Source organism: Pontibacter populi (assembly GCF_019336435.1).
Lineage (GTDB): Bacteria > Bacteroidota > Bacteroidia > Cytophagales > Hymenobacteraceae > Pontibacter > Pontibacter humidus.
On the sequence record NZ_JAHWXQ010000007.1, the window covers coordinates 40,032 to 52,477 of the forward strand.

Consider the following 12,446-nt stretch of genomic DNA (forward strand, 5'->3'; position numbering starts at 1 on the left):
GGGTGCAAAGATAATCACTTACCAACCTGAATAAACATTGCAGGTCAGAAGTTAATTCCAATGCTTTAGTAACTATAGGGTATCGAATTTACAGGGGTGTGTATGTAAAAGAGGCCGAAAGTTATTAAGCCCCTATCAATTGTAGGGGGTGTTTTGGAGAATTGATAATTATTTTATGAATCACCCTTAAAAAATAACACCCCTATAGTTGACTTTTTTATTTTACTTCTAACTTTGCAGTAACAAATAAACATCTCAACCCAAAACTCATGGCAACCCTCCGTTTTAAAGCGTTAGAGCTTGTAAGCCAGCGCAAACCTTGTGAAGTAAATCTGCCTTCACAAGTTGCATCAGATTACTTTGGCGAAAATGTATTCAGCCTGCAGGCAATGCGCGCCACTTTGTCTTCTGAATTCTTTAAAAAATTAAAGCGTACGATTGATGCCGGCGAAAAAGTTGACCGGAATCTGGCCGATGCTGTTGCTGCTGCCATGAGAACGTGGGCTATGAGCAAAGGTGCCACGCACTATACGCACTGGTTTCAGCCACTAACAGGCGCTACTGCCGAAAAGCACGATTCATTCTTTGACCTTACCTCAGAAGGCGAAGCTATTGAAAGCTTTAGAGGAAGTGCCCTCGTGCAGCAGGAGCCCGATGCTTCTTCGTTTCCGAGCGGTGGTATCCGTAACACGTTCGAAGCGCGCGGCTATAGTGCCTGGGACCCTTCGTCGCCGGCTTTCCTGATCGAAAATGCCGGTGCCAAAACACTTTGTATTCCCACAATTTTTGTGTCTTATACAGGTGAGGCCCTTGACTATAAAACTCCTTTGTTAAAATCTCTGAACCTGCTTGGCAATGCAGCGCTGCCGGTTTGCCAGTATTTCGACAAGGATGTTACCAAAGTAAATACCACTTTAGGTATAGAGCAGGAATATTTTCTGGTTGACAAAGCTTTATATGAAGCCCGCCCGGATATGATAATGACCGGCCGCACCTTGTTCGGACATTCGCCTGCCAAAGGACAGCAGCTCGAAGATCATTACTTCGGTTCTATTCCGAGCCGTGTGCACGCATTTATGGTTGATTTTGAAAAGTCAGCTTTGCGCCTTGGTATTCCGGTTAGAACACGTCACAACGAGGTTGCTCCGAACCAGTTCGAATGTGCACCAACATACGAAGATGCCAACCTTGCCGTAGACCATAACCAGCTTTTAATGGATATTATGGCTCGTGTGGCAGAGCGTCATCATTTTAAAGTATTACTTCACGAGAAACCCTATAAAGGAGTAAACGGTAGCGGGAAGCATAACAACTGGGCCCTGAGCACCAATACTGGTATTAACCTGCTGAGCCCGGGCAAAAAGCCGAAAGAGAATCTACAGTTCCTAACTTTCTTTATTAATACGGTTATGGCGGTTCATAAGCACGCAGATCTGCTTCGCGCCAGCATTGCCTCAGCCAGCAACGACCACCGCTTAGGTGCCAACGAAGCGCCGCCGGCTATCATGTCCGTTTTTGTGGGCCAACAACTATCAGCCGTGCTGGATGAACTGGAGCGTACGTCGAAAGTGCCAATGGAGAAAGGTGATAACATGTACCTGAAACTGGGCATCGACCGTATTCCGGAAGTACTTCGCGACAACACCGACCGTAACCGTACATCTCCATTTGCCTTTACTGGTAATAAATTCGAGTTCCGTGCTGTGGGTTCATCTGCCAACAGCTCCTCATCCATGACGGTACTAAACACGATTGTTGCCGACCAGCTGATCGAGTTCCGCAATTCTGTGGATGAACTGATAGAGGTTAAAGGCATGAAAAAGGAACTGGCCATCATCCAGGTATTGCGCGAATATGTAGTGGCATCTAAGGCAATCCGCTTTGAAGGAAACGGCTACTCCAAAGAATGGGAGGAAGAAGCAGAACGTCGCGGTTTATCTAATGTTAAGTCTACACCACTGGCGCTGGATGTTTTCCATAGAGCTGAAGTTAAAGACCTTTTCTCGAGAAATGGTATTTTTACAGAGGTTGAGGTAGCTGCCCGCCACGAGATCTTGCTGGAAGATTACATCAAAAAGATCCAGATCGAGTCCCGCATTATGGGTGACCTGGCCGTGAACCACGTTATCCCGACAGCAGTTGCTTATCAGAACAAACTGATTCAGAATATCCGCGGCCTGAAAGAACTTGGCTTGGAAGATGAATACACGCAAACAACCCTGGAATCTATCAAGAAAATGTCGCGCCACATTACAACTATACAGCGCAGCGTTGATGAAATGATTGAAGCCCGTAAAGTAGCCAATAAAATAGAAAGTGCCCGTGAACGTGCCATTATGTACCGCGAGCAGGTGTTCAGCTATTTCGATAAGATTCGTTATAGTGTAGATAAGCTTGAATTGATGGTGGATGATGAAGACTGGCCGTTAGTGAAGTATCGTGAACTTATGTTCCGTCATTAATAGTATTTGGTCTTATAGAAAAAGGGACGTCTGAAGAGATGTCCCTTTTTTGTATAGTCATTTCAAACAGTTAGCCTGTATCAGGATTAATGGAGTTAGATCGATTTTCCGTTTTTGTAGGACCTAGCAGCGTGCGCAGCTCCTACTAGCGTCTGAACTATAGTTGATTTACTTCTCTTTTGTCATTTCGACGAAAGGAGAAATCTATCTCGGCTTATAGTTGAAGTCTTTTTGCAATCCGAATTAAGCTATCTTTTCTATAGTTTCCTCAAATCCTGGGAGCTCTAGGTGCCTATCGTTTCAATTTAGCTTTGATGCCCTCACGGCCGGGAGGCCCCGTCTTCGGGCATCGCGCGGTGTACATTTCTTTTGTTCGTGCCTCACAATACCTTCGGTACCATAAATCTACAAGGCGCTCAACCCAAAGACTGTGAAGTTTCGCATAGCTATAGTTCTTCTATAGTTTGTAACTTCTCGCTTCGAGCTTTATCGTGGTGATAGATTCGTAGGGACAGGTAAACCTGTCCTGATCATGGTCTGTAACTATAGAATTGATATTGGTACTGCAAAAAGTCCCCCTTTGAAGGGGGCAGGGAGATGACAAACAGTAACTATAGAACTTTAGCTACCAACTACAACTATAGCCGAAATTCCCCTCTTGGGAGGGGCAGGGGTGGGTAACCCTCCACTTTAAAACAACCCACCTTAGCTTTTAAACCTGCTTATCACATTACCACTTATTTTCGCGAGTACAAGAGGCAGTATAACTAGGGCTATGCTCACGGCAATAACTTTCCTCAAACCTAGGCGCATGATCAGGTTGGTGGTGATGTGATCCCGGAGTTCGCTCAACATAAACTTACCGGCTTTGGTCATGGGTTTGCCTTCCAGCACATCGTTCACGGCCCTCCATTTACCTTTCTGTAACTGCCGCTTCAGAAATCCTATCACAGATTCGTTGGTAATAAGTATGGCCTGACTTATCTGATCATGCCGTAGTTTGCCCCAGCGCAACAGATCATTCAACCGCTGTTGTGTGTTATCGGGCATAAAAGCGCGCATGTGTATCATAAGTTCCTGATTTATAATGCTTCATACGTAAATCAGAACACTTCTGTGCGGTCTGCTTATTGTTATGCCGAAAAAAGCTAATTTTACGTAATTTCCCCTTTGAACAAAGCAGACGCAACTTTAGTTAAGAGATAGATGAATTGCGAGATCGATCAAATGAATAAGAGTTATTGCCCGAGCCTGACTGAATATAAACGTCGTAAAACACGTGTTGTAACGATAGGCGGCGTTCCGATGGGCGGCGATTACCCGATACGGGTGCAGTCTATGACGACAGTGGATACCATGGACACCTTGGGTTCTGTGGAGCAGTGTATCCGGATGATAGAAGCCGGTTGTGAGTATATCAGGATTACAGCGCCCAGCATAAAGGAAGCTGAAAACCTGAAGAACATAAAAGATGAACTTAACAGGCGTGGTTACAATGTACCCCTTGTTGCCGACATCCATTTTACGCCGAATGCCGCTGAAGTAGCTGCCCGTTTAGTTGAGAAAGTTCGCGTAAACCCGGGTAACTATGCTGATAAGAAGAAATTTGAAGTAATAGAATACAACGACGAAACTTACCAGGCGGAGCTTGACCGTATCCGTGATCGCTTTTTGCCCCTGGTGCGCATTTGTAAAGAACACGGTACTGCCATGCGAATCGGTACCAATCACGGTTCGTTATCAGACAGAATCCTGAGCCGCTACGGCGACACCCCAATAGGAATGGTGGAAAGTGCGCTGGAGTTTATCCGGATATGCGAAAGCGAAGGCTACTATGAGCTGGTAATCTCGATGAAGGCATCGAATACACAGGTAATGGTGCAGGCGTATCGTTTGCTTGTTCAGAAACTCGACGAAGAAGGTTTGCAGCCTTACCCATTACATTTGGGCGTAACGGAAGCTGGCGAAGCAGAAGACGGGCGTATTAAGTCGGCCGTCGGTATTGGTACGTTGCTGGAAGATGGCCTGGGCGATACTGTTCGCGTTTCGCTAACTGAAGCACCCGAAGCAGAAGCTCCGGTAGCCAAAGCACTAATCGACCGCTATACACAGCGTGCCGAAAAAGCTGATCCGATCATACCAATCTGTAATGTTCCGATTGATCCTTTCCAGTATCACCGCAGGGAAACAATTGAAGTAGAAAACCTTGGTGCGCAGAATGTACCCCGTGTTATAGCAGACCTGAGTCGCCTGACTGATGTACAATATGCTGACCTGAAAAGTGTGGGCCACCTGTACTCCATGCTGCTCGATAAGTTTAACATGAACGACCTGGGAGCTGACTATATCTATACCGGTGATAACGCGATCACGTTCATGCTGCCAAACGGACTGAAAGAGATCGTGAACTATAGTTCGTGGCAAAAAGCGGAACACAGCGATCACCTCCACCCGCTTTTATCTACAGCACAATACCTGTCAGATCAGCCGCGTCATGCTAATCTCAACTTTGTACTGGCAACTATAAATGATCTTACTCCGGAAGTTTTAGAAAGATTAAAGACCGACGGTACTTCTGTGCTGATGCTGCACACGACCAACGAACATGCCATGCCGGAGCTGCGCAAATGCTTCTTCAGGTTGACGAATAAAGGCGTGCAGGTTCCGTGTATCATTAAAAGAGCCTATGGTCAGCTTACCGCAGATGAAGTGCAACTATACGCCTCTACCGATGTGGGAGGTTTGCTGATTGACGGGCTGGGAGATGGTGTAATGCTAGGCACCGAATTGTTACCGGACCAGGAAAAAGGAGCGTGGCTGCAAACGATTGATGCCCTGAATAAGCTGAGCTTTGGAATACTGCAGGCGGCCCGCACGCGTATGAGTAAAACAGAGTACATCAGTTGCCCAAGCTGCGGCCGTACCTTGTTCGACCTGCAGGAAACGACCGCAATGATCCGTAAACGCACCGACCACCTGAAAGGAGTGAAGATCGGGATTATGGGTTGCATTGTGAATGGTCCTGGTGAAATGGCCGATGCTGATTATGGTTACGTGGGTGTTGGTAAAGACAAGATTGCGCTTTATCGTGGGCAGACGGTGGTTAAAAAATCAGTGCCTGCTGACCGCGCCGTGGATGAACTGATAGAACTGATACGCGAAGATGCCCGCTGGATCGAACCGGTCATACTGGAAGATTAGTCGCGAGCAACTATAAATCTTTTATTATCTTTAAGTATTATGAATCCAGGCAGCATCAAACTATAGTTACTGCTTTTTGAGTACTGATCATTATTAACTGAAAACTATATGAAGGGATTATTTGATTTCACGGAAGTAGCCACTTACTTTTTCCGTAAGAAAGACCCGAACCGCAAGAGTACTTTTAACCTGCGTGCCATGCATACGATCAATAAAATATCAATTCTGATGTTCCTGGCTGCTATTATATACTTTATCATCAAGCATATTTAAGCAGTATTTAACTATAAACTATAGAGAGGAGAGCCATACGGTTCTCCTTTTTTATTACCTTACATTATAGTTTAAGCCTAGATATTATGCATATAGAAGCTTTCAGAGATTATTGCCTGGCCAAGCCCGGAACCACCGAAGAGCTGCCTTTTGATGAGGATACGCTGGTTTTTAAAGTGTGCGGGAAAATGTATGCGCTGTGCAGCATATCGGAGTTTGAGCAAGGCATTGCTTTAAAATGCGACCCTGAACGGGCTGTTGCGCTTCGGGAGGAGTATCAGCAGGTTAAGCCCGGATACCACATGAACAAACAGCACTGGAACACAGTACTTCCTGAGGCTGGTTTACCTGAGCAATTATTACAGGAGCTTATAGATTACTCTTATTCTTTAGTAGCTTCTAAATTGACAAAGGCACAAAAGCAGTCTATAAATTTTAAGATGTAGCAACCTTATACATCTTTATAGGTAAGAGATATTCCTTTAATATTTACTGTACTTACCGGTGCTTATAACAAGGGATATGAAGGAAAGCAGAATCCGAATGACTTCGTTCTTAGGCATAATTTGCAGTTGGTCGATAGAACAGTGGCATTGAGATGATTTTTTTAACCGTCTATCTTATTTATTCAGAATTTTTAAGTATAATTGGAGCACACCTGAGACTAATTTATGCATTTTGAGAATGAAGTTGGGATTAAAATCCGCAACGAATGGCAGAAGGCTAGCTTGAACCTTCTCTATACTTCTGGATTTCTTTTTAATGGTTATGAGAGCTTTTTTAAACGCCACGGCCTTACCACACAACAATATAACGCATTACGTATTTTAAGGGATCAATATCCAACACCAATCTCAACATCCGGACTTCGGGATAAGATGCTGGATAAAATGTCTGATACTTCCAGGTTAGTGAGTAGGTTAAATGCAAAGGGTTTTGTTGACGTAAAGCAGAATCCGCATGATAAGCGATTGGTAAATATTATCCTATCTGAGAAGGGCCACGACCTGATGGCCGGTATTGACCCGGAACTTAGCCTGTTAGATGGCCTGCTCAGTGACTTGAGTGAGGAGGAAGCAACGCAGCTGAGTGAACTACTATCAAAAGTTCGCAAATCTATAAAAACGGCTTCTAAACGTATTCGTGTTACTCCTGTGTAAACCAGCGGAACTATAGCAGTACAAACTAAATCAAGGTGATGATGCAATGCATCGTCACCTTTTTTGTTTGAAAGTTACGCCCGAACTATAAAAGCCAAAAGCCGCCAGAATGGGTTATCTGGCGGCTTTCAGTGAGTTAGTTGGTAAAATGGAATACTCTTATACTACCACGTTAATTATTTTGTTAGGTACTATAATAACTTTCTTTGGTGTTTTTCCATCAAAAAATCTAATTACCTGTTCGTCTGCCAAAACAGCCTTTTCGATCTCTTCGCGCGGTGTATCTGTTGCAAACGAAAGCTTATGACGCGTCTTACCATTCACGGATACCGGGTATTCAAACGTATTCTCAACCAGGAACTCTTCTTTCCACTGAGGGAACGTAGCATAACTGATACTCTCCGAATGGCCAAGCTGCTGCCATAGTTCTTCGGTAATATGCGGTGCATAAGGTGCCAGAACTATAGTTAATGGCTCCAATATAGCGCGCTTGTTTGTTTTCAGCTGCGTCAGTTCATTTACACAGATCATAAACGTAGCCACCGACGTGTTGAACGAGAAACGCTCAATATCTTCTTCTACTTTCTTGATCGTTTTATGCAGCGTTTTCAGTTCTTCAGCAGTTGGCTCATCATCTGAAACTATAAAGTTACCGCTGTTATCGTGGAATAGCTTCCAGAACTTTTTCAGGAACTTGTGAACGCCGTCCATGCCGTTGGTATTCCATGGCTTGAACTGCTCGAGTGGCCCCAGGAACATTTCGTACATACGAAGCGTATCGGCACCCATTTTTTCAACCAGGTCATCCGGATTCACCACGTTGTATTTCGACTTTGACATTTTCTCGATCTCAACGCCTACATGGTATTTGCCATCTTCCAGTACAAACTCTGCATCAGCATTCTCTGGTCTCCAAGTTTTAAAGGCTTCCAGATCAAGAATGTCGTTTTCTACGATGTTCACATCCACGTGCAGTTGTGTAGTCTCAAACTGGTCTTTTAGACCGAAAGAAACGTACTTGTTGGTACCGTTAATGCGGTAAACAAAGTTCGAACGACCCTGGATCATACCCTGGTTAATGAGCTTTTTGAACGGCTCTTCTTCCACTACTAAGCCCAGGTCAAACATAAACTTGTTCCAGAAACGGGAGTAGAGCAAGTGGCCGGTTGCGTGCTCTGAACCACCTATGTACAGGTCTACATTGCGCCAGTATTCGATCTTGTCTTTAGCTGCAAACTCTGTATTGTTTTGTGGGTCCATGTAACGGTACCAGTACCAGCTGCTACCTGCCCACCCAGGCATAGTGCTTAGCTCATACTCATTCTGGTTTTCATGCTTCCAGTCAACAGCGCGGCCAAGTGGCGGTTCACCGGTTTCAGTTGGCAGATATGCATCAATCTTTGGTAGCTCCAATGGCAATTCCTCATCAGTTAATAACTGCGGAATGCCATCTTTAAAGTAAACAGGCACCGGCTCACCCCAATAACGCTGGCGACTGAAAACAGCATCGCGCATACGATATTGCACACGACCTTTGCCAACACCCAGTTCTTCAGCTTTGGCTATGCCTGCTTTTATAGCATCTTTCACGTCCAGTCCGTTCAGGAAACCGGAGTTGATGATTTTACCATCTTTTGCTGCATAGGCTTCAACTTCTAAATTACCACCTGCTACAACTTCTCTTATTGGCAGGTTAAAGTGTTTGGCAAATGCATAGTCGCGCGAATCGTGACCCGGCACGGCCATAACCGCACCAGTACCGTAACCAGCCAGTACATAATCCGCAATCCAGATCGGCACACGCTCTTCTGAGATCGGGTTAATGGCGTACGCGCCCGTAAATACACCGCTAACGGTTTTTACATCCGTCATACGCTCACGCTCCGAACGGTTTTTGGCTACGTTTACATATTTTTCAACTTGAGCACGCTGTGCATCCGTCGTAATTTGTGCAACCAGGTCATGTTCCGGAGCAAGCACTACAAACGTTGCCCCAAAAATAGTATCGATGCGGGTAGTGAAAACTTTAATATGACCGTCGCCTTCAATTGCAAAGTCTAGCTCAGCACCAACCGATTTACTGATCCAGTTGCGCTGCATCTCTTTTACAGGTTCCGGCCAATCTATAGTTTCCAGGCCCTGCAACAAACGCTCTGCATACGCCGTGATACGCATCATCCACTGGCGCATTTTCTTACGCTCCACCGGGTAACCGCCACGCTCCGATACACCACCAACTACTTCATCATTCGCCAGTACCGTACCTAAAGCTGGGCACCAGTTTACAACCGCTTCGGCAACGTACGTCAGTCTGTATTTCAGTAACATTTCTGCTTGTTGCTGCTCGTTCATGCTTTTCCACTCTTCGGCAGTGAAGGCAGGCGTATCTTCATCGCAGGCGGCATTTATAGTTGCATTACCGTTGGCTTCAAACTCAGCGATCAGCTTATCTATGCTTTCCGCTTTGTCAGAACTATAGTTATAGTAGCTGTTAAATAGCTGCTTAAATATCCACTGCGTCCACTTATAGTAGTTCGGGTCAGAGGTACGAACTTCGCGTTCCCAGTCAAAAGAGAAACCAATGTTTTTCAGCTGCTCTACATAGCGGGCAATGTTCTGCTCTGTAGTTATGGCTGGGTGCTGACCAGTTTGGATCGCATATTGTTCGGCGGGTAAGCCAAACGAGTCGAAGCCCATCGGGTGCAGTACATTAAAGCCTTTCAGGCGCTTGTAACGGCTTACAATGTCAGAGGCAATATAGCCAAGCGGGTGACCAACGTGCAGACCGGCACCAGACGGATACGGGAACATATCCAGGGCGTAATACTTTGGTTTACCGTTGGTTTCGTTGGCTTTAAACGTCTGGTTTTCTTCCCAGTAACGCTGCCATTTATTCTCAATCTGGCTGAAATTATACTCTGACATAGTTTAAATCGAATTCGCTTGTTCTAACTTAAACCGCTAAGATAATTGTTAATTGTCAATTGTTGGCTGGCTAAATGGCTAAATTGTTAATTGGGTGATGCCAGTAGTTAGGATAATTAATTGCTTGGATTCGGATGATTCTCTCGTTTAAACAATCAACAATTTAACAATTCAACAATCAATACTACCTTTGCAGCTTTAAAGAACAACTATAGAAATGGAAAAATACGATCTGCTGGATGTGCCGCACCTGATCTATGTAATGGACCCGATGTGCTCGTGGTGCTATGGTTTTGCGCCGGTTCTAACTCAAATTAAACAGGAACAGGAAGGCAAACTAAACTTTAAACTGGTGCTGGGCGGACTCCGTGCAAACACGGAGCCCATGGACGCCGAAAATATAGCCAAAACCAAACAGCACTGGCAGGACGTGGAGCAGGTTACCGGTCAGCCTTTTAACTATAGTTTCTTTGATAGGGCAGATTTTATCTATAACACAGAACCCGCTTGCAGGGCAGTAATTACCATGCGTTACCTGAAACCAGAAGCTGAACTGGAAATGGCAGAGAAAGTGCAGTCTGCTTTTTATGCTGGTAATAATGATGTAACCAATGAGGTTGTGTTAGCCGAGATTGCTTCTACATTTGGGATTGAAGAAGATGCTTTCCTGGAGAAGTTTAGCTCCGATGACATGAAAGAGAAAGCTCAGCAGGATTTTGTGATCGCCCGCCACCTGCAGGCTATTGCTTTCCCGAGTATGTACCTGCTAAACGGACACGAGGTACATTTGCTGAGCCGTGGTTTTAGAACGTATGAAGCCATGGATATGCTGCTTAAGAATGCATTAAAACAGATCAACAACCCAACATAAACGCTACAAATACCGCCGCTGCCGTTTTCTGCGTATGGTTCTTTAAAGGTAATGCCAGAAACATATGAAAACGCATCGTAGTAACAGCGGTGTTTGCCAGGTAACCGGAAAACATTTGCCAATGCAGCAACTGGTGTCCGGCACAGACATACGCAAGGGCATCCTGGATTTGATGAAAGCAGACCATCCTCATCTCGATGAAAATGGTTTTGTTTCTATTGCTGTGCTAAACCAGTACCGCAATAAGTACCTCGAAAACATGCTTACCAGCGAGCTCGGAGAATTATCTGAGCTGGAAAAAGAAGTAATCAAAAGCATAAACGAACACGAGTTACTGTCGTCTAATATAGAAACAGAACTATCTGAAAATCTTACTTTCGGGGAGCGTGTATCCGATAAAATTGCTGAATTTGGTGGAAGCTGGACGTTTATCCTGATCTTCTTTTCATTTCTTTTTCTTTGGATGGCCATCAATGTGTATTTTGTAGCCAGCCGTCCTTTTGACCCTTTTCCTTTTATTCTCTTAAACCTGATACTTTCCTGCCTGGCAGCCATACAAGCTCCTATTATTATGATGAGCCAGAACAGGAAAGAGGCAAAAGACCGGCAACGCTCCGAGTATGATTACCAGGTAAACCTGAAGGCAGAGCTGGAAATAAGGTTACTGCACGAAAAGATAGATCATCTGATCATCAACCAGAACCAGCGCCTGATAGAGATACAACAAATTCAGGTAGACCTGCTGGAAGATATCATGGTGGGCTTAAAAAGTAAAAAACATTAACCAGCCACGTAGCTACCTACCGGGTCTGATCCGTTCCAGGTACCAACTGTTTTGAGAGGGATAAACCGGGCAAAAAGCTCTTCAGAGTACCAGTTTTCGGAGCGGGTTCTTCTGATTACTTCCTGGTGCTTCGGGTTGCGGTAGGCATATTTTTTCATAGCCTCTGCCGACTCCCAGATGCTGAACGTTGCCTGGCGGATAAGTGGTAATTCCCCCAGGCCAATTGAGCACAGCAACCCATCAGCCTCATCGAGCGCTTTGCTGGATTGCGGCACAAAACGCCAGAAGTTAGGTAAGGCTCGCAGGTTTATACTGGCCCGGGTAAGCACAGCAATCGGTCCCGAACTATAAGATTCTGAAACAACAGGAGAGAAGGGTTCATGTTTATCCCATTGCCCATGACTCTGCAAGGGGTGCATATAGCAGGTCCAGCTTTCAAACGTGTGCTGTTCATATTCCTTCATCAGGTCTGAACTCCGGAAATAGTTAGCTGCCGCTTCGTCGTTTTCCCAGGTACAAAGCATACCATACCGGTAAAAATTTGGTTTAATGCTAAAGCCTCTGCCGCGTCCGCTGCCAAGTAGTTTATAAAAAAGCAAACCCGGTACTTTCGCTAACTTCGTTCCAGACGCACCCATTTGTGCTAACCCCCACCGCAGGTGCCCCTTTTTAATACCAAATAAGGTGAGCGTCGTGAGGCGCGGTACAGGAACTATAGTTGCAGACAATGGCAGATGGATTAAGGGTTTAGAGTTGAAAGTAAAGTGTTA

The 12,446-nt window shown here is 45.1% G+C and carries 10 protein-coding genes; 7 read left to right on the forward strand and 3 right to left on the reverse strand.

All coding sequences use genetic code 11. From position 1 onward, the window contains the following. Positions 1-269 precede the first annotated feature (269 nt). A complete protein-coding gene (locus KYK27_RS17460; RefSeq protein WP_199111601.1) occupies positions 270-2,462 on the forward strand; it encodes a glutamine synthetase III in 2,193 nt (730 codons plus the stop codon). A 705-nt stretch (positions 2,463-3,167) separates the two neighbouring features. On the opposite strand, the gene KYK27_RS17465 is transcribed toward KYK27_RS17460, so the two are convergent. Beyond that, a complete protein-coding gene (locus KYK27_RS17465) occupies positions 3,168-3,533 on the reverse strand; it encodes a hypothetical protein (protein WP_199111602.1) in 366 nt (121 codons plus the stop codon). Positions 3,534-3,689: 156 nt separating this feature from the next. Here KYK27_RS17465 and ispG point away from each other — a divergent pair, with 156 nt between their 5' ends. The 4 genes from ispG (at position 3,690) to KYK27_RS17485 (ending at position 7,096) form a co-directional block, all read left to right on the forward strand. After that, positions 3,690-5,663, forward strand: a complete 1,974-nt coding sequence (gene ispG / locus KYK27_RS17470) for a (E)-4-hydroxy-3-methylbut-2-enyl-diphosphate synthase (RefSeq protein WP_199111603.1) — start codon at positions 3,690-3,692, stop codon at positions 5,661-5,663. A gap of 108 nt (positions 5,664-5,771) precedes the next feature. After that, positions 5,772-5,936 (forward strand): DUF6728 family protein, encoded by a 165-nt coding sequence (locus KYK27_RS17475; protein WP_187030079.1) that lies wholly within the window; start codon positions 5,772-5,774, stop codon positions 5,934-5,936. A gap of 86 nt (positions 5,937-6,022) precedes the next feature. Further along, complete coding sequence (locus KYK27_RS17480) at positions 6,023-6,382, forward strand: MmcQ/YjbR family DNA-binding protein (protein ID WP_199111604.1); 360 nt, start codon at positions 6,023-6,025, stop codon at positions 6,380-6,382. Between the two features lie 225 nt (positions 6,383-6,607). Further along, positions 6,608-7,096 carry a MarR family winged helix-turn-helix transcriptional regulator gene (locus tag KYK27_RS17485; protein WP_199111605.1) on the forward strand — a complete coding sequence of 163 codons (489 nt, stop codon included), beginning with the start codon at positions 6,608-6,610 and terminating at the stop codon, positions 7,094-7,096. A 159-nt stretch (positions 7,097-7,255) separates the two neighbouring features. Here KYK27_RS17485 and leuS read toward each other — a convergent pair whose 3' ends face one another. Further along, positions 7,256-10,021, reverse strand: a complete 2,766-nt coding sequence (gene leuS, locus KYK27_RS17490) for a leucine--tRNA ligase (protein ID WP_199111606.1) — start codon at positions 10,019-10,021, stop codon at positions 7,256-7,258. Between the two features lie 217 nt (positions 10,022-10,238). On the opposite strand from leuS, the gene KYK27_RS17495 reads away from it, so the two are divergent. After that, entirely contained in the window at positions 10,239-10,892 is a 654-nt protein-coding gene (locus KYK27_RS17495; RefSeq protein WP_199111607.1) for a DsbA family protein, read from the forward strand. A 64-nt stretch (positions 10,893-10,956) separates the two neighbouring features. Continuing rightward, entirely contained in the window at positions 10,957-11,676 is a 720-nt protein-coding gene (locus tag KYK27_RS17500) for a DUF1003 domain-containing protein (protein WP_199111608.1), read from the forward strand. Here KYK27_RS17500 and KYK27_RS17505 read toward each other — a convergent pair. Beyond that, positions 11,673-12,404 carry a spheroidene monooxygenase gene (locus KYK27_RS17505; RefSeq protein WP_199111609.1) on the reverse strand — a complete coding sequence of 244 codons (732 nt, stop codon included), beginning with the start codon at positions 12,402-12,404 and terminating at the stop codon, positions 11,673-11,675. The two genes, KYK27_RS17500 and KYK27_RS17505, sit on opposite strands and share 4 nt — an antisense overlap. Positions 12,405-12,446 lie beyond the last annotated feature (42 nt).

What these genes read in the sequence shown, in the direction of transcription:
- KYK27_RS17485 (WP_199111605.1), top strand. Translation starts at nt 6,608, where the DNA reads ATGCATTTTGAGAATGAAGTTGGGATTAAAATCCGCAACGAATGGCAG.
- ispG (WP_199111603.1), top strand. Translation starts at nt 3,690, where the DNA reads ATGAATAAGAGTTATTGCCCGAGCCTGACTGAATATAAACGTCGTAAA.
- leuS (WP_199111606.1), bottom strand. Translation starts at nt 10,021, where the DNA reads ATGTCAGAGTATAATTTCAGCCAGATTGAGAATAAATGGCAGCGTTAC.
- KYK27_RS17480 (WP_199111604.1), top strand. Translation starts at nt 6,023, where the DNA reads ATGCATATAGAAGCTTTCAGAGATTATTGCCTGGCCAAGCCCGGAACC.
- KYK27_RS17460 (WP_199111601.1), top strand. Translation starts at nt 270, where the DNA reads ATGGCAACCCTCCGTTTTAAAGCGTTAGAGCTTGTAAGCCAGCGCAAA.
- KYK27_RS17500 (WP_199111608.1), top strand. Translation starts at nt 10,957, where the DNA reads ATGAAAACGCATCGTAGTAACAGCGGTGTTTGCCAGGTAACCGGAAAA.
- KYK27_RS17465 (WP_199111602.1), bottom strand. Translation starts at nt 3,533, where the DNA reads ATGATACACATGCGCGCTTTTATGCCCGATAACACACAACAGCGGTTG.
- KYK27_RS17495 (WP_199111607.1), top strand. Translation starts at nt 10,239, where the DNA reads ATGGAAAAATACGATCTGCTGGATGTGCCGCACCTGATCTATGTAATG.
- KYK27_RS17475 (WP_187030079.1), top strand. Translation starts at nt 5,772, where the DNA reads ATGAAGGGATTATTTGATTTCACGGAAGTAGCCACTTACTTTTTCCGT.